The organism is Sulfitobacter sp. M85 (assembly GCF_029285915.1).
GTDB lineage: Bacteria > Pseudomonadota > Alphaproteobacteria > Rhodobacterales > Rhodobacteraceae > Sulfitobacter > Sulfitobacter faviae.
In genome coordinates, this window is sequence record NZ_JABECQ010000001.1 from 353355 (window position 1) to 378450 (window position 25096).

General features: G+C 60.4%; 23 protein-coding genes. 7 read left to right on the forward strand and 16 right to left on the reverse strand.

Translation table 11 applies throughout. The features are described from left to right. Positions 1–113: 113 nt before the first annotated feature. From HKX24_RS01805 to HKX24_RS01815, 3 genes are read right to left on the reverse strand one after another with little or no spacing between them, the layout of a single operon-like run. On the reverse strand, positions 114–1274 hold the full coding sequence (locus tag HKX24_RS01805; RefSeq protein ID WP_276153766.1) for a CCA tRNA nucleotidyltransferase: 1161 nt from the start codon (positions 1272–1274) through the stop codon (positions 114–116). Continuing rightward, entirely contained in the window at positions 1271–1867 is a 597-nt protein-coding gene (locus HKX24_RS01810) for a CoA pyrophosphatase (RefSeq protein WP_271692659.1), read from the reverse strand. Before HKX24_RS01810 ends, HKX24_RS01805 begins: the two co-directional genes overlap by 4 nt. A gap of 1 nt (position 1868) precedes the next feature. Continuing rightward, positions 1869–2843 carry an Hsp33 family molecular chaperone HslO gene (locus tag HKX24_RS01815; RefSeq protein WP_067267891.1) on the reverse strand — a complete coding sequence of 325 codons (975 nt, stop codon included), beginning with the start codon at positions 2841–2843 and terminating at the stop codon, positions 1869–1871. 76 nt (positions 2844–2919) lie between these two features. Between HKX24_RS01815 and HKX24_RS01820 the strand changes: the two genes are divergently transcribed. Continuing rightward, positions 2920–3357: an NUDIX hydrolase gene (locus tag HKX24_RS01820; protein ID WP_271692660.1), complete on the forward strand. Its 438-nt coding sequence runs from the start codon at positions 2920–2922 to the stop codon at positions 3355–3357. On the opposite strand, the gene HKX24_RS01825 is transcribed toward HKX24_RS01820, so the two are convergent. Next, positions 3354–4610, reverse strand: coding sequence for a SpoIIE family protein phosphatase (locus HKX24_RS01825; RefSeq protein WP_271692661.1), 1257 nt, complete (start codon positions 4608–4610; stop codon positions 3354–3356). The two genes, HKX24_RS01820 and HKX24_RS01825, sit on opposite strands and share 4 nt — an antisense overlap. A gap of 78 nt (positions 4611–4688) precedes the next feature. Next, positions 4689–5921, reverse strand: a complete 1233-nt coding sequence (gene ilvA, locus HKX24_RS01830) for a threonine ammonia-lyase IlvA (protein WP_271692662.1) — start codon at positions 5919–5921, stop codon at positions 4689–4691. A 124-nt stretch (positions 5922–6045) separates the two neighbouring features. On the opposite strand from ilvA, the gene HKX24_RS01835 reads away from it, so the two are divergent. Continuing rightward, the gene (locus HKX24_RS01835) at positions 6046–7272 is read left to right on the forward strand and encodes an argininosuccinate synthase (RefSeq protein WP_271692663.1); all 1227 of its coding nucleotides are present in this window, start codon (positions 6046–6048) and stop codon (positions 7270–7272) included. Positions 7273–7413: 141 nt separating this feature from the next. Here HKX24_RS01835 and HKX24_RS01840 read toward each other — a convergent pair whose 3' ends face one another. Both HKX24_RS01840 and HKX24_RS01845 read right to left on the reverse strand, forming a co-directional pair. Continuing rightward, positions 7414–7827: a hypothetical protein gene (locus HKX24_RS01840; RefSeq protein ID WP_067267884.1), complete on the reverse strand. Its 414-nt coding sequence runs from the start codon at positions 7825–7827 to the stop codon at positions 7414–7416. A 66-nt stretch (positions 7828–7893) separates the two neighbouring features. Continuing rightward, positions 7894–8592, reverse strand: coding sequence for an HAD family hydrolase (locus HKX24_RS01845; RefSeq protein ID WP_271692664.1), 699 nt, complete (start codon positions 8590–8592; stop codon positions 7894–7896). Positions 8593–8746: 154 nt separating this feature from the next. Between HKX24_RS01845 and msrA the strand changes: the two genes are divergently transcribed. Continuing rightward, positions 8747–9412, forward strand: a complete 666-nt coding sequence (gene msrA, locus HKX24_RS01850) for a peptide-methionine (S)-S-oxide reductase MsrA (protein ID WP_271692665.1) — start codon at positions 8747–8749, stop codon at positions 9410–9412. Positions 9413–9427: 15 nt separating this feature from the next. On the opposite strand, the gene HKX24_RS01855 is transcribed toward msrA, so the two are convergent. Beyond that, positions 9428–10303 carry a ribokinase gene (locus HKX24_RS01855; RefSeq protein ID WP_271692666.1) on the reverse strand — a complete coding sequence of 292 codons (876 nt, stop codon included), beginning with the start codon at positions 10301–10303 and terminating at the stop codon, positions 9428–9430. Beyond that, entirely contained in the window at positions 10303–12561 is a 2259-nt protein-coding gene (locus HKX24_RS01860) for an NADP-dependent malic enzyme (protein ID WP_271692667.1), read from the reverse strand. The genes HKX24_RS01855 and HKX24_RS01860 overlap by 1 nt, the downstream gene beginning before the upstream one ends. A gap of 192 nt (positions 12562–12753) precedes the next feature. Here HKX24_RS01860 and mutS point away from each other — a divergent pair, with 192 nt between their 5' ends. Then, positions 12754–15375 carry a DNA mismatch repair protein MutS gene (gene mutS, locus HKX24_RS01865; protein ID WP_271693868.1) on the forward strand — a complete coding sequence of 874 codons (2622 nt, stop codon included), beginning with the start codon at positions 12754–12756 and terminating at the stop codon, positions 15373–15375. Positions 15376–15406: 31 nt separating this feature from the next. Here mutS and HKX24_RS01870 read toward each other — a convergent pair whose 3' ends face one another. Both HKX24_RS01870 and hrcA read right to left on the reverse strand, forming a co-directional pair. Continuing rightward, positions 15407–15970, reverse strand: coding sequence for a nucleotide exchange factor GrpE (locus tag HKX24_RS01870; protein WP_067267873.1), 564 nt, complete (start codon positions 15968–15970; stop codon positions 15407–15409). A gap of 9 nt (positions 15971–15979) precedes the next feature. Next, positions 15980–17044 (reverse strand): heat-inducible transcriptional repressor HrcA, encoded by a 1065-nt coding sequence (gene hrcA, locus HKX24_RS01875; RefSeq protein WP_271692668.1) that lies wholly within the window; start codon positions 17042–17044, stop codon positions 15980–15982. 110 nt (positions 17045–17154) lie between these two features. On the opposite strand from hrcA, the gene rph reads away from it, so the two are divergent. From rph to hemW, 3 genes are read left to right on the forward strand one after another with little or no spacing between them, the layout of a single operon-like run. Then, positions 17155–17868, forward strand: a complete 714-nt coding sequence (gene rph, locus HKX24_RS01880) for a ribonuclease PH (RefSeq protein ID WP_271688630.1) — start codon at positions 17155–17157, stop codon at positions 17866–17868. Further along, entirely contained in the window at positions 17865–18476 is a 612-nt protein-coding gene (gene rdgB, locus HKX24_RS01885) for an RdgB/HAM1 family non-canonical purine NTP pyrophosphatase (protein WP_271692669.1), read from the forward strand. Before rph ends, rdgB begins: the two co-directional genes overlap by 4 nt. Further along, positions 18469–19623: a radical SAM family heme chaperone HemW gene (gene hemW / locus HKX24_RS01890; protein WP_271692670.1), complete on the forward strand. Its 1155-nt coding sequence runs from the start codon at positions 18469–18471 to the stop codon at positions 19621–19623. The genes rdgB and hemW overlap by 8 nt, the downstream gene beginning before the upstream one ends. Here the strand turns inward: hemW and HKX24_RS01895 are convergent. From HKX24_RS01895 to mnmE, 5 genes are read right to left on the reverse strand one after another with little or no spacing between them, the layout of a single operon-like run. Continuing rightward, positions 19620–20519: a ParB/RepB/Spo0J family partition protein gene (locus HKX24_RS01895; protein ID WP_067267864.1), complete on the reverse strand. Its 900-nt coding sequence runs from the start codon at positions 20517–20519 to the stop codon at positions 19620–19622. The genes hemW and HKX24_RS01895 overlap by 4 nt on opposite strands. Positions 20520–20531: 12 nt before the next feature. Then, positions 20532–21329, reverse strand: a complete 798-nt coding sequence (locus HKX24_RS01900) for a ParA family protein (RefSeq protein WP_271692671.1) — start codon at positions 21327–21329, stop codon at positions 20532–20534. Continuing rightward, a complete protein-coding gene (gene rsmG, locus HKX24_RS01905; protein WP_271692672.1) occupies positions 21322–21927 on the reverse strand; it encodes a 16S rRNA (guanine(527)-N(7))-methyltransferase RsmG in 606 nt (201 codons plus the stop codon). The genes HKX24_RS01900 and rsmG overlap by 8 nt, the downstream gene beginning before the upstream one ends. Next, a complete protein-coding gene (gene mnmG / locus HKX24_RS01910; RefSeq protein WP_271692673.1) occupies positions 21924–23786 on the reverse strand; it encodes a tRNA uridine-5-carboxymethylaminomethyl(34) synthesis enzyme MnmG in 1863 nt (620 codons plus the stop codon). The genes rsmG and mnmG overlap by 4 nt, the downstream gene beginning before the upstream one ends. Positions 23787–23799: 13 nt before the next feature. After that, entirely contained in the window at positions 23800–25086 is a 1287-nt protein-coding gene (gene mnmE, locus HKX24_RS01915) for a tRNA uridine-5-carboxymethylaminomethyl(34) synthesis GTPase MnmE (RefSeq protein WP_271692674.1), read from the reverse strand. Between the last annotated feature and the right edge of the window lie 10 nt (positions 25087–25096).

Below are 25096 nucleotides of genomic sequence, written 5' to 3' on the forward strand. Positions count from 1 at the left end.
GCCGCAAACGCGGCAATGGTTATGCCAGCTTAGCTGAACCAGATCCCGCGGTACATTTCGCCCATCTCCCTTGTAATGCGCTTTGGGTAGACGAATTTCCCCGCGATGTCGACCTAGCTGCGCCGGGCCAATAGGTCCGCCCGGGTCAAGGTGAAGCCTGAGTTGATCCAAAGCTGCTCCAGCCGGGCAAGCTCTTGGCCCAGGGCCGGGCCTTTGAACGCGGGCATTAGGTCTGTGGCCGTTACTGGAAAACGAGCCGCCGCGGCGCTTTTTATCGTCTCTAACATGGCGGTTTCGGGCATCTGTTCCGCCATACAGCCCCGCAGCAAAGCCGCGCCAATGGCCACATCCGCCCCATGACGATAGGCAAGCTCAGGCAATGGTGGCCCTGCGAAAACCTGCTCTTGCAGCTGGGTTAGATGTTTGGCCTCAGCTTTGCTCAGCCGCAGACGGTCTGCCACAGCCTCCCCGCCCAGCGCGGCCAGACGCACCAGCCAATCGGGGCCAAGGCCAAGCTCTTGTTCGAAATGGACCAGCATGGAAATCCAACGGTCATTACTCCCCGGCAAAAGCACGGGCAAAGCACCGGTTTGTCGCATCAAAGCCAGTGCGGGGGCAGGATCAGGCGCGCGGAGGAGTTTTTTGAACTCCTGCCCCACACGTTCCGCCGAGAGTGTCTCGAGCCCATCCAAATTCGACGCGATGGCATCGAGCGCCTCCGGCTCTGGCCCCACTTCAGGGTCACCATACCACGCCATGAAGCGGAAATAGCGCAGGGTGCGCAGGTAATCTTCGCGGATACGCTGACCTGCGTCCTCAATGAAACGCAACCGGCGCGCGCGCAGGTCGGGCAGCCCGCCCAAGGGGTCGATCACACGGCCCTCAGGCGTGGCATAGAGCGCGTTCATCGTAAAATCCCGACGACGCGCATCGTCGGCGATATCGGTGGAAAAGGCGACGACAGCCCGACGGCCATCAGTCTGTACATCGCGGCGAAAGGTGGTGATCTCAAAGGGTTTTCCACCCGAGACCAGCGTCACTGTGCCATGGTCGATCCCAGTCGGCACGGCCTTGACCCCGGCGGCCTTTGCCAGCGCCATCACCGTTTCAGGTGTCGCTTCGGTGGAGAGGTCAACGTCGCTGTCTGGCAGTCCCAGCAGCGCATCGCGCACGCAGCCGCCGACGAAATAGATAGGATGCCCACCATCCTGCACCACGCGGCAAACCCGCTGTGCGTCTTCGTCTTGGAGCCAGCGCGTGCCGGTCGGAATCATTTGTTCATTCGTGTCGCCCATGCCCGCAACATACGCGCGGTCGCACCCCAGATGTAATAGGGGCCGTAGGGAACGGCGTAATAATACCGCCGCTGGCCGCGCCAACGCCGGGAATGCACAAGGTAGTTGCTGGGGTCGAGTACATGGTCGAGCGGCACGCGAAACACCTCTTCGACCTCACCGGGCTCAGGCACCACGGTAAAATCGCGCGTCACATAGCCGATCACAGGCGTCACGCTAAAGCCGGTGACCGTCTCATGAGCCGGAAGCACGCCCAAGACATCCACGCTATCGCTCGGCAGGCCGATCTCTTCGCGAGCTTCGCGCAGGGCGGCAGCGATGACATCCGCATCCCCGCCGTCTTGCTTGCCGCCCGGAAAGGCGATCTGCCCAGGGTGATGTTTCAGCGCCGAAGACCGTTTGGTCAGGATCAGCTCCAGCCGCGCACCGGTATCCACAACTGGGGCCAGCACCCCCGCAGGGCGCAGGACGCGCCCCTCGGGGAGGGTAACCTCTGGGTTCAGATCGAAATCAGAGGATTCCACCCCGGTCTGGGCAAGCGCCCTGCGAAAAGAATGGAACCGGTCGCTCACCTTAGGCCTTGGCGTCGAAACCGACCGTGGCCGGATCAAGGTCGTAATGCGCGCCGCAGAATTGGCAATCGGCGGTAACCCGACCTTCGTCCGTGGTCATCTTTTCGATATCGCGGGCCGAGTAGATCGACAGGCTTTGCCGCACGCGGTCTTCGGAACAGGTGCAGCCGAAACGCACCGGCTGGGGGTCATAGACTCGCGGTTGTTCCTCGTGAAACAATCGCAGCAGCAGATCGGTCGGCGGAACGCTGGGGCCGATCAGCTCCAAATCCTCAACGGTGCCGAGCAGGATGTTCACGCGGTTCCAATCCTCGGCCTCATCGCCCTCGACCAAGTCATCGGCCTTGAGGATGTCACCGCTCCCCTCGCCCGACGCTGCCAACGGCGAGGCTTTGGGCATATGCTGCAACATGATGCCACCGGCGCGCCAATGCTCCGGTTCATCCGGGCCGGACGATTTGCCAAAGCTCAGGGAAAAGCGGGTCGGCAACTGTTCGGACTGGGCGAAATAGGCTTCGGCACAGGCGGCCAGAGACCCACCGGCCAGCGGCGTGATGCCCTGATAGGGGGTCATGCCTTGTCCTTGGTCGATCATGATCGCGAAATAGCCTTCGCCGACCTGCTCGAACGGGGCGTCGTCGGTCAGCCGGTCCGCATCATAGCTGGCATAGGCGCGGATGCGCGCAGGCTCGCCTTCCTTCTCGGGGCCGTAGTAATCCGTCGCGATCATCCGAACGGCACCTTTGGACTGCACCTGCAGCGACAGCTTCCAACGCAGTTTGATCGTCTGGCCGATCAATGCGGTCAGCAACGCCATCTCGGCCACCAGCGCTTCGACCTGCGGCGGATAGTCGTGCTGTTTCAGGATGCCTTCCAACACGCCATCAAGCCGCGCCACGCGGCCGCGCATGTCGACATCATCAAGCTGAAAGGGCAGAACGGTATCGTCCCACGCGATTTTAGTTCCTTGGGTCATCGGGTTTCCTTATCGGGGGCCGCTTGGCATACCGCGTCTATATAGGCGCAGCAACCCATGGAAAAAGGGGCAGCACATGATCCGACGTACAGGTGAGACACCAGAGCCCGGTCAACGCTACACGCCGCGCCCCGGCGTCTATGCCATTTTGCCGCTGCAACGCCGCTTTCTGATGACGCTGGAAATGGCTGAGGAGACTGAGGTGCAACTCCCCGGCGGCGGTATCGAGGCGGGGGAATCCCCGCTTCAAGCGCTGCACCGCGAGGTGCTGGAGGAAACCGGCTGGCGCATCGCCCGCCCGCGCCGATTGGGGGCCTTCCGCCGCTTTACCTATATGAAGGACTACGACCTGTGGGCGCAGAAGATCTGCCATATCTATGTCGCCCATCCCGTGCGCCAGATCGCCGCCCCGACAGAGCCGCATCACGCCACGCTGGTGCTATCGGCCAGCGAGGCGCTGGCAACCCTCGCCAATGAAGGTGACCGTTTGTTTCTGCAACGCCACCTAGGCTAGGCGTTGCCGTGATACTCAAGCAATATCCCCGAGACATCATCGGGGAAATCGCGGCTACCAGCGAATTCCGACAGCTTCCAAACCAGCGCACTCAGCAGCGCCGGGCCGCTGAACCGGCGCAATTCGCCCAACATGCGGGCCAAACCCTCTTCGCCCAACATCTCCCCATCCGGATCGGGGCATTCCGTCACCCCATCGGATAGGATCAACAAACGATCCCCCGGCGCCATCTGAAGTTTATAGTCCTCGAACCCCACCCCAGAGAGCAGCCCGACAGGAAAACCCCCGGTGCCCGATTGTTCGACCCGCCCATCCGAGCGCAGCAAGGCAGGATGCGGATGCCCCGCCTGGGCGACAGTGACCTCCCCGGTCATAAGGTCCGCAATCGCGAGCATCAGGGTGAAATAATGCTCCGTCTCCATCTCATGAAGAACGAGGTCATTCAGTTCCGCGATCACTTCACCCGGAGGCCGCGCCGCGTAGGTCCCCCCGGGCAAAAGCGTGAGCGCAAGGTTCTGATCCGGCGTGGCCGCCGACAGATACCCCGCCAGCCGCGCCGTCATCAGGGCCGAACTGATCCCATGCCCAGACACATCCAAGCCAAACAGCCCCACGACCCCCGGCCGCACCGGGAAATACCCCACCAAATCCCCGCCAACATGCCCGGCAGAGCGCAGCATCATCGACAGATTGCCCCCCTCCATGGCGCGATAACGCTCGCGAAGCAGCGATTGCTGAAATTTCTTGGCCTCGACCAAATCCTTGTCGATCCGCGCATGCACCTGCCGCAGAATATCCAAAGTCTCGGTGATCAGCTGATTTTTCTGCGTCAGGTCCCGCTGCATGGCCAGAAAACGCGCCCCCGCCATAAGACGCGCGCGTAGCTCCGGCAGACCGGCGGGCCGTATCAAAACATCATCAGCCCCTGCATCAAGAGCGCAGTCCACCACCCGCTCATGACTGTCGGCCAACAGAATGAGATAACTGCGGCGCGCTTCCGAGAGCTCCCGAAAAGTCCGGCAAAAATCGAGTCCCGATATCGCCCAACTGCAAAGCACGATATCAGGCCCCCGCTGCACGCAAAGGGCGAACGCGTCGGCTTCCGAGGCGGCAGAAACCACCTCATATCCCCATCCCTTCAACGCGGTCGAAAGACAGGCCCGCCGGGTCTCATCCCCCTCGACCACCAAAACCAAAGACGCCACAGCAGGTGTCGCCACTGCTTCGGAAAGGCTGGGGATATCCAATTTCATGCGACACGATCCTGACAGACCCTGTCGAGTTAACCTACCAAGCCTTTCCAGAAGGTGAATCCTTCCGGTCTTCCGCCCCTACAGAACGAACTGCGCCAAGGTTTCGTCGTTGGTGATATCCGTATAGGTAAAGCCCGATTGCCCCAACTGCTCGAGAAACGGTTTGAAATTTTCAGGCCGCCGCGTCTCGATCCCGATCAGGACCGAGCCAAAGTTTCGCGCCGATTTTTTCAAATACTCGAAACGGCAAATGTCATCCTCCGGCCCCAGCAGCATCAGGAATTCCTTCAACGCCCCGGGCCGCTGCGGCATGCGCAGAATGAAGTATTTCTTCACACCCGAATAGCGCTGCGCCCGCTCCTTGACCTCCGGCAAACGCTCGAAATCGAAATTACCCCCCGAGGCCACGCAAACCACCGTCTTGCCCACAATCTGATCGGCCACCTCACCGAGCGCATCGATCGATAGCGCGCCCGCCGGTTCCAACACGATGCCTTCGACATTCAACATCTCGTTGATCGTTACGCAGATCCGGTCCTCAGGCAGATGCACCACATCCGCCGGGTTCACCCCGCGCAAACGCTCGAAAGTCCGCGCACCGACCTTGGCCACCGCAGCACCGTCGACGAAGTTATCGATCGGCGAGACATCCACCGGCGCCCCAACTTCCAACGCCCTCGCAAAGCTTGGCGCCCCGGAAGGTTCGACGAATGTATAATCGCAAGCCTCACCAAAATAACTCACCACCCCCGAAGACAGCCCGCCGCCGCCCACCGGCAAGATCACCCGGTCCGGCACCCGGCCCAACTGCGCGGCAATCTCCACCGCGACCGAAGCCTGCCCCTCGATCACGTCGTCATCATCGAAAGGCGACAGGAAATGCGCGCCCTCCTCCCGACAGAAATCCTGCGCTGCGGCCAGCGTGGCGTCAAAATAATCCCCCACCAGCCGGATTTCGACATTCTCACCGCCGAACATGCGGGTCTTCTGCACCTTCTGCTGCGGCGTCGTCACCGGCATGAAAATCACGCCGCGCACCCCGAAATGACTACAGGCAAAAGCCACCCCCTGCGCATGGTTCCCGGCAGAGGCACAGACGAAAACCCCCTGCCCCGGGATCACCTTACGCATCGCATTGAAGGCCCCGCGCAGCTTGTAGGAGCGCACCGGGCTCAGATCCTCGCGTTTCAGCCAGATATCCGCGCCAAACCGCTCCGACAGATGCTCATTGCGCAAAAGCGGTGTCGCCGGGAACAATGCCCGCAGCGCCTCTGCCGCCGCCTGTGCTTTTCGTGCAAATTCATCCGCCATCTGTGCTCTCCTTGCTGCCATTCGTCGATAGGCGCGCAGCCAGCATAGGTCAACGCGGGCTTCAATCTTGCCCGCGCCCGCGAAAACCGCTACCTCGCTGGGCGAACTTGAAAGGAAACCCGTCATGTCCGCGCCCAAGAAAGTCGTGCTTGCCTATTCCGGCGGCCTCGATACCTCGATCATCCTGAAATGGCTGCAAACCGAATATGGCTGCGAAGTGGTGACCTTCACCGCCGACCTCGGCCAAGGTGAAGAGCTCGAACCGGCCCGCAAAAAGGCCGAGATGATGGGGATCGCGCCCGAGAATATCTACATCGAAGACGTGCGCGAGGAATTCGTCCGCGATTTCGTTTTCCCGATGTTCCGCGCCAACGCGGTCTACGAGGGTCTCTACCTGCTGGGCACCTCCATCGCCCGTCCGCTGATCTCCAAACGCCTCGTGGAAATCGCCGAAGAAACCGGCGCCGACGCGGTCGCACACGGCGCCACCGGCAAGGGCAACGATCAGGTCCGCTTCGAGCTCGCCGCCTATGCGCTCAACCCCGACATCAAGGTCATCGCCCCATGGCGTGAATGGGACCTGTCGAGCCGCACCAAGCTCTTAGCCTTTGCCGAAAAGAACCAGATCCCGATCGCCAAGGACAAGCGCGGCGAAGCGCCCTTCTCGGTCGACGCCAATCTGCTGCACACCTCTTCTGAGGGTAAAGTGCTCGAAGACCCGGCCGTCGACGCACCCGATTACGTCTACCAGCGCACGGTGAACCCCGAGGACGCTCCCGACACGCCCGAATATGTCGAGATCGGCTTCGAGCGCGGCGACGCGGTCAGCATCAATGGCGAAGCCATGTCGCCCGCCACGATCCTCACCAAACTCAACGAGCTCGGCGGCAAACACGGCTGCGGCCGCCTCGATCTGGTCGAGGGCCGTTTCGTCGGCATGAAATCCCGCGGCATCTACGAGACTCCCGGCGGCACCCTGCTGCTCGAAGCGCACCGCGGCATCGAATCCATCACCCTCGACCGCGGCGCCATGCACCTCAAGGACGAGCTGATGCCGAAATACGCCGAGCTCATCTACAACGGCTTCTGGTACAGCCCCGAACGGACCATGCTGCAAGCCGCCATCGATGCGAGCCAAACCCATGTCACCGGCACCGTGCGCCTCAAGCTCTACAAGGGCCATGTCCGCACCGTCGGCCGCTGGTCCGATCACAGCCTCTATTCCGAGGCCCATGTGACCTTCGAAGATGACGCCGGCGCCTACGACCAGAAAGACGCCGCAGGCTTCATCCAACTAAACGCCCTGCGCCTCAAACTCCTCGCCGCCCGCGACAAACGCAGCAAAGGCTGAAGCACGGGACCCCAATCCCCCTTCATCCTTTCTCAAATACCACGGGGGTCCGGGGGCAGCGCCCCCGGCGGCCAGCCCCAAACAGTAACGCAAAAGGCCCGGACGCTACCGCCCGGGCCTTTCTCTTAGCCACCTACCGGATCAATCGGCAGTGACGACCGTCATCACCAGCTCCCCATTCGGTTTGATCGGCCCGTCTTCCTTGGCGCCCAACGTATATTCGAACACGCCGGTTTTCATGCCACCATCTTCGGAATGAACCATCAACATCAGCATATCGCCCGAAGCCACGTCCTCTTGCAGGATCGCGACCACATCCATGTTCTCGCCCGCGCGCAGCGGGGCGTAGCCGACTACGGGGCCGGGCTTCATGTCGGCGTCGGTCCGGTGCACGACCAGCCAGCCATTCTCGCCCGCCATCACCTTATCGGCAGTGACGACGCCATTCGATACATCCTGACCCGAGGCTTCGACCATGGCCATGGCATGGGCATCCGCCCATGCGCCACCGGCGATCATGGACAGGGCGATTGCGGTGCTTGCAAATTTTTTCATCTGGTTTTCCCTCCGTTTGAAATAGCACCGTAGTCACGACAGCTCCGCGAAATAGTTTCGCGGTCTTCAGGAATTTTTTAGACGTTCCGCAAACAGCCGCTCATAGTAGGGCATGGCGGCCTCCAGAACTTCCGCCTCTGCTCCTTTAAGCTCGGGCAGTTCCCCCTCCGGCCCCGCGAAACCGGTGCTGCGATGGATCGCCCCATACCAATGCGGCGCCCAAACCCCATCCTCCGCCCGCGGCCCGGCGGGCCAATGCAGCATCGCAGGATCAAAGGGCAAGTCGATGGCGGCGCAAAGCCTGCGCAGCATCCCCTCCGGATCTGCGCGGATATCACCGCTGTCGATGACAAGTCCGCCCAACCGCTCGAACAGCATGAGTTGCCGGTCAAACCCGATATCCGCCAGGCGGGGTGCTTCGCGCTTTTCCGCATAGCTGGCGATCACCCGGGCCGGATGGCGGATCAGGTGGATGTTCACGCAGTCCTCGGCCCAATCAAGCGGAAACCCGTCGATCATATGCTGCGCCATATGTTTCATATAAAGATGCCGCCCGCCGTGTTGGACAAAGCCAAGAGGTACCCGCGCGGGGTCTTGCTCCTGCGCCGCCAGTACCGCGTCGCGCATCGGATGATCCAGCCCCGTCGCCTTGAGGTAGGCCGCGTAAAATGGCTCATCCATCGCGGTGAAATCCGCACGCGCTCCGAAACTATACATCATCGCAGTGCTGAGGTTGCGCGGCCCTGACCACATCGCAATACGCATGAAAGGCTTCTCCATTGCCGTTGAACCCGGAACGCTAGAAAGAACGCGCCCGCGCGCCAAGTAGTAAATTGCCTTCACCAGAGCGTGACTTTCCCCGCCCCGGCCTTGCGCTATCTCCGCCCCAGCGGCAAGCCTAGGCCTGAGGAGGACCGAAATGTTCCAAAAATCAATGTTCAAACCCGCCATACTGACCCTTGCGATCACTCTGGGCCTCGCCGCGCAGAACCGACCTGCGGCGGCGGCGGAGACCGAGGTGCTGACCGTAGCGGGCGGCTGCTTCTGGTGCGTCGAAGCCGATTTTGAATCCGTCAAAGGCGTGAAAGAGGCCATCTCGGGCTTTGCCGGGGGCCGCACCAAGAACCCGACCTACAAAGAAGTCACCGGCGGCAACACCGGCCATTACGAAGCGGTGCAGATCCAATTCGACCCGGATGTGGTCAGCCGCAAGACACTGCTTGATCTCTTCTTCCGCTCGATTGACCCCACAGATGCGGGCGGGCAATTCTGTGACCGGGGCGAAAGCTACCGGACCGCGATTTTCGCGGGCAGCCCCGCCCAGAAAAGCGCGGCAGAGGCTGCCAAGGCAGAAGCGCGGGCCGCCCTTGGGACCAAGGTCGTGACGCCGATCCTTGGCGATGCGCCCTTTTACCCGGCCGATGATTATCACCAGGACTACTACAAAAGCAGCGACCGGCTGGCGTTCAGCAGTGTCGGCGTGGCTGTGAAAAAATCGGTCGCCTACAAACGCTACCGCAAGGGCTGTGGCCGTGACGCCCGCGTGAAACAGCTTTGGGGCAGCGCGGCCCCCTTCGTGAAGTAACCGCGCTCCAAAAGCCTAGCTGCGAAAATCGTGATCCCGGATCTCTTTCAGATCGGGGATCACATCTGCCGTGCCATGACGCGTGACCATCAAGGCCCCGGCGCGCATGGCCAGATCAATCGCCTGCGGCATGGTCATCCCCCGGTCCAACCCGGCCAGCAGATAGCCAGTAAAAGTATCGCCCGCGCCGGTCGTATCCACCGCATCGACTTGATAGGCGGGGAAGCTCTCGACCAGATGTGCCTTGTTAGAGACCCATTCACAGCCCCGCGCCCCCAGCGTCACCACGATGTCGTCAATCGGCAGTTGCCGCAGCTCGCCCCCCGTCGCGGCCCGCAACTGCGCCGCTTCGACCTCGTTCAGCACCAATAGATCGATCTGTTCGAGGATCGCCGTCACCGCATCCGCATCGAAAGGGGCGGCGGCATAGGCCAGTCGCAGGCCCAAGGTCTTTGCCGTTCGCGCCGCGAACCGCTGCCCGTTAGTTTCATTCTGCATCAACAGCCAATCGCCCGAGGAAGCCTCGCTCAGCGCGGCACCGATCATCTCATCGGTAATCTCGTAATTGGTGCCGGGGAAGATAACGATATTGTTCTCCCCTTCCAGATCCACGGCGATATTGGCGTGACCGGTCACGCCCTCCATCAAGGTGATATGCGCCGTTTCGACCCCATATTCCAAAAGCCGTTCCAGCGCCCAGCCGCCATCGGCGCCCAACGCGCCGACATGCATCACCCGCGTCCCGGCCCGGGCGGCGGCGACAGACATATTGGCCCCCTTGCCGCCCAGCCCCTGCCGGAAATTCCGGGCTGAAATGGTCTCTCCCGGTCCCGGCAGATGGGGCAGCAGATAGAAGTTATCCGCGTTGATAGAGCCGAGGTTCCAGATCATCAGCCCACCTTACAGGCCGCGAGAATGGCCATGTTAAGGATGTCATTCGCCGTCGAGGTGGAAGAGCAGATCTGAATCGACTTATCGAGGCCCGTAAGGATCGGCCCGATCACCGTCGCCCCCGCCATCTCCTGCATCAGCTTGACCGAGATGCTGGCCGAATGCCGCGCTGGCACCACGAGGATGTTCGCAGGGCCGGTCAGCCGCGAGAACGGGTAATTCGCCTGACTGGCCGCGTTCAGCGCCACGTCGACGGTCATCTCACCCTCATATTCGAAATCCACCCCGCGCTGATCCAGCACCTCGGGCGCGAGGTGCATCTTTTCGGCGCGCTCCGAGACAGGGTAGCCGAAGGTCGAGAAGCTGACGAAGGCGACACGCGGCTCAAGCCCCAGATGCCGCGCCACGCGCGCGCCGCTTTCGGCGATATTCGCCAGATCGTTCTCATCGGGCCATTCATGGACCAAGGTGTCGGCGATAAAGACGATGCGCCCTTTGTGCAGCAGCGCCGTAATGCCCGCGGCCCCGGCCTCGGCATTGGCATCAAAAACGTGGTTGAGCCGCTCCAAGACATGCGCCGACTTGCGGGTCGCCCCGGTCACCAGACCGTCGCCATGACCATGCGCCAGCATTAGCGCGGCAAAGACATGGCGATCGCGCGAGGCGAGGCGGTGGATGTCCTTGCGGTCGAACCCTTTGCGCTGCAACCGGCCATAAAGAAAGTCTTTGTAGGTCGCCAGATGCTGGGTGTTGGCGGCGTTCACCACCTCCAACTCGCGCACCGCGTCGGCCATGCCCGCCTCTTCGAGCTTGGCGCGCACGTCGTCCTCGCGGCCCACGACCAGTGCTTTGCCCAAGCCCGCGCGCTGGTACATGACCGCCGCGCGCAGCACCTTGGGATCGTCCCCCTCGGCAAAGATCATCCGGGCCTGATTGGCCCGGGCGCGGGCGTTGATGCCGCGCAGGATGCTCGCCGTCGGGTCCATCCGCGACTTCAGCCCGACCTCATAGGCGTCCATGTCGATGATCGGGCGCCGCGCGGCCCCGGTGTCCATGCCTGCCTTGGCCACGGCGGGCGGAATGCGGTGGATGAGGCGTGGGTCGAATGGCGTAGGAATGATGTAGTCGCGGCCAAAGCTCAGCGTGCGGCCATAGGCCAGCGCCACCTCGTCCGGCACATCCTCGCGCGCCAGTTGCGCCAGCGCATGGGCGCAGGCGATCTTCATCTCGTCGTTGATGGCCCGGGCATGGATGTCGAGCGCGCCCCGGAAAAGATAGGGGAAGCCCAGCACGTTGTTGACTTGGTTCGGGTAATCCGAGCGCCCGGTGGCGACGATGGCGTCCATGCGGACCTCATGCGCCTCTTCGGGCGTGATCTCCGGGTCCGGGTTGGCCATGGCGAAGATCACCGGGTTGTCGGCCATGGAGGCCACCATCGCAGGCGTCACCGCCCCCTTGACCGAAACGCCGAGGAAGACATCCGCGCCCTTCATCGCCTCTTCGAGCGTGCGCAGTTCGGTATTGGCGGCATGGGCCGATTTCCACTGGTTCATACCCTCGGTGCGGCCTTGGTAAATCACGCCCTTGGTGTCGCACATGATGCAGTTGTCATGCTTCGCGCCCATCGCCTTGAGCAGTTCCAGACAGGCAATGCCCGCAGCCCCCGCGCCGTTGAGCACGATGCGCACGTCTTCGATCTTCTTGCCCGAAAGATGCAACGCGTTGATCAGCCCCGCGGCACAGATCACCGCCGTGCCGTGCTGATCGTCGTGGAAGACGGGAATGTCCATTTCTTCCTTCAGACGCTGTTCGATGATGAAACACTCGGGCGCCTTGATGTCTTCAAGGTTGATCCCGCCGAAGGTCGGCCCCATCAGCTTGCAGGCGTTGATGAAAGCCTCGGTGTCCTCGGTATCGAGCTCGATGTCGATGGAGTTCACATCCGCGAAACGCTTGAACAGAACCGCCTTGCCCTCCATCACCGGTTTGGAGGCCAGCGCGCCGAGATTTCCAAGCCCCAAAACCGCCGTCCCGTTCGAGATCACGGCGACCAGATTGCCCTTGTTGGTGTAGTCATAGGCTGTCTCAGGGCTCTCGGCGATGGCCTCGCAAGGGACGGCCACACCGGGGGAATAGGCAAGGCTCAGGTCGCGCTGCGTGGTCATCGGCACAGTGGCCGAGATCTCGAACTTGCCGGGGGTCGGTTCGAGGTGAAAGGCAAGCGCCTCTTCAGAGGTGATACGGTTCTTTCTCGTCACGACATTACCCTTCTTCTGCTTTGGGATCTTCTTAGCCACGATCCGAGTTCAGCACAACGCAAGCCCCGCGTCAGTGCAAATCGCATTACAAAGCCCGCCCAAGGCCCCGCACCCCCTTTCGCTGCGCCGGGGGGTTTTGTAGGGTCCGCGCGGCAACAGGGGGCAGCCGTGCAGACAGAAAAAGTAACGCCAATGATGGCCCAATATCTCGAGCTTAAAGCGGACCACGCGGATGCGTTGCTGTTCTACCGCATGGGCGATTTTTACGAGATGTTCTTTGACGATGCCATCGCCGCGGCAGAGGCGTTGGACATCGCGCTCACCAAACGCGGCAAGCATCAGGGCAAGGATATCGCCATGTGCGGCGTGCCGGTGCATGCCGCCGAAGGCTACCTGCTGACGCTGATCCGCAAGGGGTTTCGCGTGGCGGTCTGCGAGCAGATGGAGAGCCCCGCGGAGGCCAAGAAACGCGGTTACAAGGCGGTGGTAAAACGCGACGTGGTGCGGCTGGTCACCCCCGGCACGCTGACCGAGGAAAGCCTGCTGGAAGCGCGCCGCCACAACTACCTCGCGGCCTTTGCCGAGGTGCGCGATGCCTGCGCGATGGCTTGGGTCGATATCTCGACCGGCGCGTTTCACGTGATGCCGCTGGCGCAAGTCCGGCTGGGGCCGGAATTGGCGCGGCTGTCGCCCTCGGAACTGATCGTCTCAGAGGCGAAAGAGACGGAATTGCACGAGGTCGTCTCTGATTTCGGGATCGCACTGACGGGTCTGGCCCGGTCGGCCTTTGACAGCACCAGTGCGGAAAAACGGGTCTGCGACCTGTTTGATATTGCAACGCTAGAGGCTTTCGGCAGCTTCACCCGCGCCGAAGTCTCCGCCATGGGCGCGGTAATAGAATACCTCACAATCACCCAACGCGGCAAGCTGCCCCTGCTCCGCCCGCCCCAGAAAGAGGCCGAGGCCCGCACCGTTCAGATCGACGCGGCAACCCGGCGCAATCTGGAACTCACCCACTCCCTAAATGGTGGCCGCGCCGGGTCTTTGCTGTCGATCATGGACAATACCGTCACCGCCGGGGGCGCGCGGCTGCTGGAGCGGCGGATCTCGAGCCCCTCGCGCGTTGTCGATGTGGTGACCTCCCGCGCCGATGCGGTCAGCTTTGCCTATGACAATGCCCGCGTTGCCGAAGACATTCGCCAACGTCTGCGCAATGTGCCGGACCTCGACCGGGCGCTGTCACGCCTCTCGCTTGACCGGGGCGGTCCGCGCGACCTTGCCGCGATCCGCAATGGGTTGATCGAAGCCGAGGCTTTGCACCAAAGCCTGACACAACAGGATCTCCCCGACCTGCTTCGCGAAGCTGCCGAAGGGTTGCAGGGCCATGGGGAGCTTATCGACCTTTTGGATCACGCGCTTGTGGCCGAGCCCCCGCTGATGGTGCGCGACGGTGGTTTCATCGCCCCCGGCCATGACGCCGACCTGGACGCCGCGCGCGAGCTGCGCGACGAAGGCCGCAGCGTGATCGCGGGCATGCAGCAGCAATTCGTCACTGACACGGGGATTTCGTCGCTCAAGATCAAGCACAACAATGTGCTGGGCTATTTCGTCGAATGCACCGCCACCCATGCGGAAAAGATGCTGAACCCGCCGCTGTCAGAGACCTTTATCCATCGTCAGACCACGGCGAACCAAGTGCGCTTTACCACTGTCGAACTGTCCGAGTTGGAGACGAAAATACTCAACGCGGGCAACCACGCACAGGAGATCGAAAAGCGGCTCTATGAGAGCCTTCGGAGTGCCATTCTGGAGCATGCGGCAGAGATCGGCCAAGCCTCTGCCGGGTTGGCCGAAGTCGATCTGGCCACAGGGCTGGCCGACCTTGCCCGAAGCGAGAATTGGACCCGCCCGCGCGTGGATATGTCCCGGGCCTTCGACATCCAAGGCGGGCGGCATCCAGTCGTGGAACGCGCCCTGACCCAGCAATCGGGCGAGCCTTTCATCGCCAATGACTGCGACCTGAGCGCCGAGGGTGAGGCGGCGAACATCTGGCTGCTCACAGGCCCCAACATGGCCGGTAAATCGACCTTCCTGCGGCAAAACGCGTTGATCGCCTTGATGGCGCAGATGGGCAGTTTCGTGCCCGCGACCTCGGCGCATATCGGCGTTGTCAGCCAGCTCTTCAGCCGCGTCGGTGCCTCAGACGATCTGGCGCGGGGCCGCTCGACCTTCATGGTCGAAATGGTCGAAACCGCCGCGATCTTGAACCAAGCCGATGACCGCGCGCTGGTGATCCTCGACGAGATCGGGCGCGGCACGGCCACCTACGACGGCCTCTCCATCGCTTGGGCCACGCTGGAACATCTGCATGACGTGAACCGGACCCGGGCGCTCTTCGCCACCCATTACCACGAGATGACGGCGCTGGCCGGCAAGCTGCCGGGGGTCGACAATGCCACGGTGGCGGTCAAGGAATGGGAGGGAGAGGTCGTCTTCCTGCACGAGGTGCGCAAGGGGGCGGCGGACCGCTCTTATGGGGTGCAGGTGGCGCAGTTGGCGGGCCTGCCCGCCCCGGTGATCGCCCGCGCCCGCGTGGTGCTGGAGGCATTGGAGAAAGGCGAACGCGAAGGCGGGGCTACACAAAAGACGCTGATCGACGATCTGCCGCTCTTCGCAGCCAGCCCGCCGCCGCAACCGGCCCCCGCGAAAACCTCGGCGGTCGAAGAGAAGCTGGCCCAGATCATCCCCGATGAACTCTCCCCACGTGAAGCGCTTGAGCTGATCTACAAACTGAAAGAGGCGGCCAAATCCTGACCGCCTCCTTCGAAAGTGACTGATTGCGCGCTTAGCTCGCGGGGGTCGAAGACACCCCAACCTGCGCCGGGCGAAGCAGACGGTCGTGCAGCATGAAGCCTTCGGCGGCGACCTGAATGATCTCGCCCGCTACGGTGCCGGGCACCGGCGCTTCGAACATCGCTTCGTGATGCTTGGGGTCGAACTTGTCGCCAACCTCGGGCGCGATCACTTCGATGCCGTGCTTTTTGAAGACGTTCAGCAGCTCGCGCATCGTCAGTTCCACACCTTCCAGCAGCGGGCCAAAGGCCTCTTTCTGCTCATCGGTGGTGGTTTCCAGCGCACGTTTCATGTTGTCATAAACGGGCAGCATGTCACGGGCCAGCTTGGAGCCGCCATAGTTCTCGGCCTCGCGACGGTCCTTGTCGGAGCGTTTGCGCGCATTCTCGGCATCGGCGAGCGCGCGCATGAAACGGTCGCGGTACTGGTCACGCTCGGCGCGCAGTTCCTCAACTGCAAGGGCTTCTTCGTCGATCTCGGCCATGTCTTCGGCGTATTCTTCAGCTTCGGCGCTGTCGATTTCGTCCAAAAAGTCGTTTTCTTTCGGCTCTGCCATGTTCCACCTCTAGTTCCGGTCGGAAATCAGCTTTCCCACCAGTTGTGCCGTGTAGTTCACAATCGGCACGATACGTCCATAATTTAAGCGTGTCGGGCCAATGACACCCACGGCGCCGATCACCTTACGATCAGCGTTCATATAAGGGGAAACGACCAGAGAGGAACCCGAAAGTGAGAAAAGTTTGTTTTCCGAGCCGATAAAAATGCGCACACCGTCCCCATCTTCGGCCAGTTCGAGGAATTCGGCGATGTCCCGCTTGCGCTCAAGATCATCGAAAAGGCTGCGGATACGGTCAAGGTCTTCGGCCTCCGCCTCTCCGCCCAGCAGATTCGACCGACCGCGCACGATCAAACGCTCTGAATGCTCCCCTTCCGCGTCCCACAGCACCGCCCCGCTTTCGACAAGCTGCTGTGCCAGCACGTCGATCTCCTGACGGCGCTTGGTGATCTCCTGCTTGATGCTGCGCTGCAACTCGCTGAGGGTTTTGCCTTCGACGAAAGCATTCAGGAAATTCGCCGCCTCGCGCATCGAACTGGGGGTCTGCCCGGGTGGCGGCGTGAATAGCCGGTTCTCCACATGGCCGTCAGAGAAAACAAGCACCACCAAGGCTCTATCAGGCGAGAGAGAAACGAATTCGATATGTTTGATCGGCGCTTCATGTTTCGGCGTCAACACGAGCGACGCACCATGCGTGACGCCCGACAGGGCCGATCCGATCCGATCCAACAGCCCGCCTACATCAGAGGAATTATTCCCCAGCGTCGCGTCAATCTTCTCCCGGTCGAGCTCGGTCGGATCACCGATCTCGATCATGCCATCGACGAACATCCGCAACCCTAACTGCGTTGGAATGCGCCCCGCTGAGACATGGGGGCTGTCCAGCAGACCCATATACTCAAGATCCTGCATTACATTGCGGATCGTCGCCGCCGAGACCTTTTCGCTGAAGTCCCGCGTCAAGGTGCGCGACCCAACCGGATCGCCACTTTCCAGATAGCCTTCGACCACCCGGCGAAACACTTCGCGGGATCGGTCATTCATGTCTTTCAGCAATTCAGGCGTGTTTTTCATCGGTGCTCGCTCTCTTGTCTAATAAAGGTACAAGCCGGGCAAACGTCAATCGGGGTTGCATCAAAGCCTTGTGGGGCGGTATCCCCGGGCAACATCAAAAAGGATATGTCATGCGTCCCTCTGGCCGGAAACTCGATGAAATGCGCGCCGTCTCGATCGAGACAGGTTTCACCAAACATGCCGAAGGGTCGGCCCTGATCAAGATGGGCGATACCCATGTGCTCTGCACCGCGACGATCGAAGATCGCGTGCCGCCGTTCATCAAAGGCTCCGGTCTGGGCTGGGTCACCGCCGAATACGGCATGCTGCCCCGCGCCACCAACACGCGGATGCGCCGCGAAGCCGCCTCCGGCAAACAAGGGGGTCGCACGGTCGAGATCCAGCGCCTAATCGGCCGTGCCCTGCGGGCCGGGGTCGACCGCTCAGCCTTGGGCGAGCGTCAGATCACCGTCGATTGTGACGTGCTGCAAGCCGATGGCGGCACCCGCTGCGCGTCCATCACCGGCGGTTGGATTGCCCTGCGTCTGGCCGTGAACAAACTGATGAAAGCGGGCGATGTCGTTTCTGACCCGCTGGTCGATCCGGTCGCGGCGGTAAGCTGCGGCATCTACGCAGGCCAACCGGTGCTCGACCTCGACTACCCCGAGGATTCCGAGGCGGGCGTCGATGGCAACTTCATCATGACCGGATCCGGCAAGCTGATCGAAGTGCAGATGAGCGCCGAAGGCTCAACCTATACCCGCGACCAGATGAACCAGCTAATGGACCTGGCCGAAAAAGGCGTCGGCGAACTGGCCACCATCCAAAAATCGGTTACCGCATGACCCGCAAGTTCACCGAAAATCGCATTCTGATCGCCACCCATAACGCCGGCAAACTCGCAGAGATGCGCCAGCTCTTCGCCCCCCACGGGGTTGAAGTGGTCGGCGCGGCAGAGATGAACCTTCCCGAGCCGGAAGAGACCGAGACGACCTTCGTCGGCAACGCCCGGATCAAGGCGCATGCCGCCGCCAAGGCGACCGGCTTGCCCGCATTGGCCGACGATTCCGGCATCGAGGTCGAAGCGCTCGACAATGCACCCGGCGTCTATACCGCCGATTGGGCCGAAACAGAGAATGGCCGCGACTTCGTCATGGCCATGACCAAGACGCGCAATCTGCTAGAAGAAAAGAACGCCCCTCACCCCCGCCGCGCGCGTTTCTGCGCAACGCTGGTGCTGGCATGGCCCGACGGCCATGATGAGGTTTTCGCGGGCAAGGTGAACGGCACGCTGGTTTGGCCGATGCGCGGCGAACAGGGTCACGGCTATGACCCGATGTTCCAACCTGACGGCCATGAGGTCACCTTTGGCGAAATGGACGCCGAGCAGAAAAACAGCATCAGCCACCGCGCGGATGCCTTTGCGAAACTGATTGCGGGCTGTTTTGGCTGAAGATTGGCAACAGGGCGGCTTCGGCCTCTATATCCATTGGCCATTTTGCGAGGCGAAATGTCCCTATTGCGACTTTAACAGCCACGTTAGCCGCCAGATCGACCAAGCCGCTTGGCGGGATGCCTATCTTGCCGAGCTTCAGCGCGCTGCGGATGAGACACCGGGCCGCGTACTTAATGCTGTCTTCTTCGGCGGTGGCACGCCCAGCTTGATGGATCCCGATGTCGTTGCAGACATCATCAGCGCGATCCGGCGCCATTGGCCTACGGCGAACGATCTGGAAATCACCCTCGAAGCCAATCCCGGCTCGGTCGAAGCCGGGCGCTTCGCCGCCTATCGGCAGGCTGGTGTGTCCCGCGTTTCAATGGGCATTCAGGCGCTGAACGATCCGGATCTCAAACGTTTGGGCCGTCTGCATACGGCGAAAGAAGCGATGACTGCTTTCGACATCGCCCGTAATACCTTTGACCGCGTGAGCTTCGATCTAATCTATGGGCGGCAAGACCAATCCGCCGTGGAATGGGAAGCCGAGTTGAAACAGGCTCTATCCCTCGCGATAGACCACATTTCGCTCTATCAGCTGACCATCGAACAAGGCACCGCCTTTGGCGACCGTTACGCCCGCGGAAAACTTCTCGGCCTGCCCGACGAAGATCTCGGCGCGGATATGTTCACCCTGACCCAAGACATCTGCAATGACATGGGAATGCCTGCTTACGAGGTGTCAAACCACGCCCGGGATGGCACCCAATCGCGTCACAACCTGATCTATTGGCGCTATGGGGACTATATCGGCATCGGCCCCGGCGCTCATGGGCGGTTGACGCTGGACGGAGAGAAACTCGCGACGGTTGCTTATAGCAATCCACAGCGGTGGCTCGACGGCGTCGCAAAAGGCGAAGCGGAGAAACCCCGCACCGCCCTGAGCCGAAGCGAACAGGCGACCGAGTTTCTCCTGATGGGCCTGCGCCTAAAAGAAGGCGTCGACCTTACCCGTTACGCCGATATTGCCGGGCATGAGATCGACGACAAAGCCGTCAATCACCTGCAAGACATCGGCATGGCCACGCGTAAGAAAGACAGGTTAATCGTTTCAGATCAGGGCGTTATCGTCCTAAACGCCGTGATCGAAACGCTTCTGCCTTAAGAGCCGCCCAAGAGACGGCAGATCTCATCCAACTGGTCAAGCGTGGTATAGTGCAACGTCACCTTCCCCGCTTCCTGACCCGGTTTATGGTCCAAACTAACCTTCATACCTAGGTTGGCTGACAGGTCGCCTTCAAGCGCCTGTGTATCGGCATCCTTCTCTGGGCGCTGCGAGAGACGCTCTTTATTTACCATATTACCGCGCTCACCGGCCTGATCTTTCTTGACCAACGCCTCGGTCGCGCGGACGGAAAGGCCTCCTTTGATGACCTGCTGCGCCAGTTTCAGCGGATCCTTCGCCGGAATCAGCGCCCGCGCATGGCCCGCGCTCAATTCATTCTGGCGCACCATCTCTTGCACCGGATCTGGCAGGTTCAGCAGACGCAATAGGTTCGCAATATGGCTGCGGCTTTTCCCGAGGGCTTCGGCCATCTTCTCCTGCGTATGGCCGAACTTATCCATCAACTGACGATAGCCCGCCGCTTCTTCGACCGAGTTCAGATCTGCCCGCTGGATGTTCTCAATGATCGCGACTTCAAGCACTTCGACATCGGTGAACTCGCGCACGATCACCGGGAGGCTATGGACCTTCGCGATCTGCGAGGCCCGCCAGCGCCGCTCACCCGCAACGATCTCGAAGTTTCCGTCGGCCAAAGCGCGGACAATCAGAGGCTGAATGACCCCCTTTTCTTTGATTGAGGCCGCGAGATCATCAAGATGCTCTTGCTCAAACCGCTTACGAGGCTGATCCGGGTTCGGTTTAATTCGCTCGATCGGAACGAACTGCTCCGCCGCCGCGGCCCCCTTGGCGGCCACGCTCTCTGTCTCCGCTACGTCTGCCATCAGTGCCGAAAGCCCCCGGCCAAGGCCTCGTTTGCGCTCTTGTTTGTCTGCCATACTGCCACCTTATTAACCATTGTTTCTTGTCAGCTCCGCCGCTAAATCGCGGTAGGCTTGGGCCCCTTTCGATGTGGGATCATAACTCAAAACGGGCATGGCAAAGCTCGGCGCCTCGCTCACCCGAACATTGCGCGGAATCACGGTTTGGAACACCAGTTCACCAAGGTTCGCCCGCGCGTCATTCTCAACCTGTTGCGACAGATTATTGCGGCGATCATACATGGTCAGTAGAACGCCCTCAATTCGCAGGTCTTTATTCCCGGTTTGCCGGACCTCTCTTATCGTCAGCATAAGCTGAGAAAGTCCTTCCAGTGCGAAAAATTCGCTCTGCAAAGGCACCAAGACCGAATGCGCCGCGATCATCGCATTCACCGTCAATAGGTTGAGTGAAGGCGGGCAATCAATCAAGATATAGTCGAACTTGAACTGATCCATCTGCGTCTGCCGCAGCGCGTCGTGCAAAAGAAAACTTCTCTTCTCATTCGAAAAGAGTTCGATGTCCGCAGAGCTGAGGTCAACCGTCGCCGGAACGATAAGTAACCCATCCGTTTCGGTGCGCTGAATGACATCCTGCGGAAGGCTATCGTCCAGCAAGAGATCATATGTCGTAAATTCGCGATCTTCGACTTCGATCCCAAGACCTGTAGAAGCATTGCCCTGCGGATCCAGATCAACCACCAGAATACGCTTCCCAGCTTCCGCAAGCGCAGCGGCAAGATTGATAGTCGTCGTCGTTTTACCAACGCCGCCCTTCTGGTTTGCAATGGCAATGATTTTCGGTCCAGCTGGACGAGAAAGGTCAGACACGGGCGATATCCTTAATCTTTAGAATGGCAGCGTCCGAATTGGTCTTGCTGGTTACCGTCTCTAGGTCGTAGGTCCAATCCTGCCGCGCCTCTAGGTCTTCACGCTTCCAGCTTTGACCTTTAGGGAAAAGTGCAATGCCTCCAAGTTTAAGATGCAACTCGGCGAACCCTAGCAGCTTCGTCAGATCGGCTAAAGCGCGGGCAGATAGCACGTCTGCTTCGAGACATTCGAGTTCTTCGATTCTCTCGGTTTTCACCTTTGCGGCAAGATCAAGTTCTCGAATGGCCGTCCGCAGGAAAGCCGATTTCCTTTGATCACTTTCAACCATGACTACATCGAATTTGCGTTCTTCTTGATTGAGGATCGAAATAACAATGCCCGGGAAACCTCCGCCGCTACCGAGGTCTACCCAATTCCCTGGCCCTGGAGCAAGCTCAAAGATTTGGATGGAATCCAGAATATGGCGAGACCAAAGGTCGTCCAAGCTGCTCTTGGAAACCAAATTAATCTTCGGATTCCATTTCCTCACCAATTCGGCAAAGGCTTTCAGCTTTTCAAATGTTTCACGTGAAACATCGAGGTCATTTTCGGTGCTCATGCTGACTTCTTTCCGGCCCCGCGCTTCACACGAGCAAGAATCAAAGTCAGCGCGGCTGGTGTCATTCCATCAATGCGAGCCGCCTGTGCTATTGTTTCCGGACGCGCGGAAGATACCTTCGACTTCAGCTCGTTAGAAAGGCCTGCAAGATCATCGAAGGAAAAATCAGACGGTATACGAACGTTCTCGTCTTTCTTAAGCACATCGATCTCTTTCTGTTGTCGAGCGATGTAGGTTGCGTAGAGCGCGTCCCGTTCAATCTGCCGACGTATCTCGAATGGAGTTTCTTCCAGGCTGCGATCAAGTGGCAGCAAATCCTCAAACTTCACATCGGGAAACGCGAGAACCTGATAGCCGCTACGCTTTGAACCATCTTGGTTGACTTTGATACCGGCGCTCGCAAGCTCTTTCGGCGTATACTCCGTACCTTCCAGCTTCGCCTTTGTCTCCTCTAGGGAGGAAACCTTCTCCTCGAATCTATCTCGGCGCGCGTCAGAGATACAGCCTAATTGAATCGCCAATGGAGTTAGCCGCTGATCCGCATTGTCCGCCCGTAGCGACAGGCGGAACTCGGCCCGAGAAGTGAACATCCGGTAGGGTTCCGTAACGCCCCGTGTCGTCAGATCATCGACCATAACCCCAATATAGCTTTCGGAACGGGTAAATGTCACCGCATCCCGGCCTTGGGCGCGCAGAGCGGCATTCAAGCCGGCTACGAGTCCCTGCGCGGCCGCTTCCTCATAGCCCGTCGTACCATTGATCTGTCCGGCGAGATAGAGGCCGGGTACGGTACGGACCGCAAGCGTTGATGAAAGAGCGCGCGGATCGACGTAGTCGTACTCGATGGCATACCCGGGTTGCAGAATAGTTGCGTTCTCAAGGCCAACCATGCTTCGGACATAGGCTTCCTGCACATCTGCCGGAAGAGAGGTCGAAATGCCGTTTGGATAGACGGTATGATCATCCGCGCCCTCGGGCTCTAGGAAAACCTGATGCGACTCTTTGTCGGCAAAACGGACGACCTTATCTTCGATCGACGGACAATAGCGCGGGCCTACGCCATCGATATGCCCGCCATACATTGCGGACCTATCGAGATTCTCTCTGATGATCTCATGAGTTTTCTCGTTCGTATGGGTAATACCGCAGGCGACCTGAGGGGCTGAAACCTTGTCGGAGAGGAAGGAAAACAGGACGGGGTCATCGTCCCCGGGCTGCCCTTCCAATATATCCCAGTTGATCGTGCGGCCATCCAGACGGGGCGGCGTCCCCGTCTTTAGTCGGCCCATCGGGAGATTAAAGGAATCGATCCGTTCGGCCAGTTTGACCGACGCTTTGTCCCCCATGCGGCCGCCTTCGTGCGATACGTCTCCGATATGAATGACACCTCGGAGGAAGGTCCCAGTTGTGAGAATTACAGACGCTGCTTTGATGGTCGTTCCGTCGGCCAAGACTACGCCGGCAACGGCTTCTCCATCCATCACGAAGTCGGTAACCTCTCCTTCAATGATGTCGAGGTTCGCTTGCGCGTCGATTTCGCGGAGCATCTCTGTCCGGTAGATTTTCCGATCAGCTTGCGCACGGGGGCCCTGAACCGCGGGGCCTTTCCGGCGGTTTAGGAGACGGAATTGAATGCCGGCCTTATCGGCAACGCGGCCCATGACGCCGTCCATCGCGTCAATCTCTCGTACCAGATGGCCCTTCCCCAGTCCGCCGATGGCCGGATTGCAGGACATGACGCCGATCCCATCGCGGCTCATCGTGACGAGCGCTGTGGGTGCGCCTAGCCGTGCCGAAGCGTGCGCTGCTTCCGCGCCCGCGTGGCCGCCACCGATCACGATCACATCAAAATGTTTCACGTGAAACACTCCATCATTTACCAACGCAAAAGCTGGTGAAGATCTCATCCAGCAGGTTCTCGACGTCTATGCGGCCCACTAGAGTTTCCAGCGCGCGAATGGCGAACCGAAGCTCCGCAGCGGCCAAATCATAGAAATCAGGTCCCCGAGTCAGGATAACATCTACTTCAGCCAAACACGAGACGGCTTGCTGCAAGGCGACGCGATGCCGCTCATGGGTCGCAAGTCCGATGCTTGAGCTGCGTTCCGAGAGCGTAGATTGAATGCGGTCGATGAGCTCTGACACGCCCTGCCCGGTCTTCCCTGAGATACCGTTCGCCTCAATACCAACGAGATCTGCCTTGGGGTGGAGAACAATATCCTCTTCCTCTGGCGTAAGGGCCAAGGCCTCATCCGGCGCCGCGAGAAACACCCGCAGATCCGCCGCCCCGGCGCGTTCGATTGCGCGTTCAATCCCGATGGTTTCAACTTTATCTTCGCTCTCGCGGAGACCCGCCGTATCCAACAGGGTGACCGGCAGCCCGCCGAGGTCCATTCGAACTTCGATTACGTCGCGGGTAGTGCCCGCGATTTCAGAGGTGATCGCTGCGTCGCGTCCCGCTAGCGCATTCAAGAGCGTCGACTTACCCGCATTTGGCGCACCGATGATCGCGACTTCGAAGCTATTTCGAACCCGTTCAGCGACATAGGTGCCTTCCGCTTCGGCCTGCAATTCCTTGCCGACCTTCGAGAGCAGCGCCTCTACCTCGGGGGTGACATTGACGGGCACTTCTTCATCCGCGAAGTCGATCGTGGCCTCCAGAAGCGCAGCGGCGCGGATCAGGTCTTTTCGCCAATCTTCGACCCGTGCGCCGAGGTGGCCCGACAAAACGCGAAGCGCTTGCTTTCGCTGTGCTTCTGTTTCGGCTTCGATGAGATCTGCCAGCCCTTCGACCTGCGCGAGATCCAGCTTTTCATTCTCTAGCGCACGGCGGGTGAACTCCCCCGCTTCGGCCATCCGAGTTTCGGGGAAGGTCGACAGCAGGGAAAGCATCGCCCGGACCACGGCGATGGAGCCATGGAGTTGAAATTCAACTACATCTTCGCCTGTAAAGGAATTTGGCCCGGGGAAGCTTAGGACCAGAGCTTGGTCGATAACCTCTCCGCCCGTGCCGCGGAGGTTTCGCAACACGCTTTCGCGTCCTTCAGGACGTTTGCCGGAAATCTCCTGCGCAATCGCGAAGGACTGTGGGCCGGAAATGCGGATCACCGCAACCCCGGCACGGCCCGGCGCTGACGCTTGGGCGAATATCGTGTCCATATTTCACTAA

Excerpts from the sequence above, each read along its gene's own strand:
- HKX24_RS01805 (WP_276153766.1), bottom strand. The coding sequence starts at position 1,274 with ATGATTCCGACCGGCACGCGCTGGCTCCAAGACGAAGACGCACAGCGG.
- HKX24_RS01815 (WP_067267891.1), bottom strand. The coding sequence starts at position 2,843 with ATGACCCAAGGAACTAAAATCGCGTGGGACGATACCGTTCTGCCCTTT.
- HKX24_RS01820 (WP_271692660.1), top strand. The coding sequence starts at position 2,920 with ATGATCCGACGTACAGGTGAGACACCAGAGCCCGGTCAACGCTACACG.
- HKX24_RS01825 (WP_271692661.1), bottom strand. The coding sequence starts at position 4,610 with ATGAAATTGGATATCCCCAGCCTTTCCGAAGCAGTGGCGACACCTGCT.
- ilvA (WP_271692662.1), bottom strand. The coding sequence starts at position 5,921 with ATGGCGGATGAATTTGCACGAAAAGCACAGGCGGCGGCAGAGGCGCTG.
- HKX24_RS01835 (WP_271692663.1), top strand. The coding sequence starts at position 6,046 with ATGTCCGCGCCCAAGAAAGTCGTGCTTGCCTATTCCGGCGGCCTCGAT.
- HKX24_RS01840 (WP_067267884.1), bottom strand. The coding sequence starts at position 7,827 with ATGAAAAAATTTGCAAGCACCGCAATCGCCCTGTCCATGATCGCCGGT.
- HKX24_RS01845 (WP_271692664.1), bottom strand. The coding sequence starts at position 8,592 with ATGCGTATTGCGATGTGGTCAGGGCCGCGCAACCTCAGCACTGCGATG.
- msrA (WP_271692665.1), top strand. The coding sequence starts at position 8,747 with ATGTTCCAAAAATCAATGTTCAAACCCGCCATACTGACCCTTGCGATC.
- HKX24_RS01855 (WP_271692666.1), bottom strand. The coding sequence starts at position 10,303 with ATGATCTGGAACCTCGGCTCTATCAACGCGGATAACTTCTATCTGCTG.
- mutS (WP_271693868.1), top strand. The coding sequence starts at position 12,754 with ATGATGGCCCAATATCTCGAGCTTAAAGCGGACCACGCGGATGCGTTG.
- HKX24_RS01870 (WP_067267873.1), bottom strand. The coding sequence starts at position 15,970 with ATGGCAGAGCCGAAAGAAAACGACTTTTTGGACGAAATCGACAGCGCC.
- hrcA (WP_271692668.1), bottom strand. The coding sequence starts at position 17,044 with ATGAAAAACACGCCTGAATTGCTGAAAGACATGAATGACCGATCCCGC.
- rph (WP_271688630.1), top strand. The coding sequence starts at position 17,155 with ATGCGTCCCTCTGGCCGGAAACTCGATGAAATGCGCGCCGTCTCGATC.
- rdgB (WP_271692669.1), top strand. The coding sequence starts at position 17,865 with ATGACCCGCAAGTTCACCGAAAATCGCATTCTGATCGCCACCCATAAC.
- HKX24_RS01895 (WP_067267864.1), bottom strand. The coding sequence starts at position 20,519 with ATGGCAGACAAACAAGAGCGCAAACGAGGCCTTGGCCGGGGGCTTTCG.
- rsmG (WP_271692672.1), bottom strand. The coding sequence starts at position 21,927 with ATGAGCACCGAAAATGACCTCGATGTTTCACGTGAAACATTTGAAAAG.
- mnmE (WP_271692674.1), bottom strand. The coding sequence starts at position 25,086 with ATGGACACGATATTCGCCCAAGCGTCAGCGCCGGGCCGTGCCGGGGTT.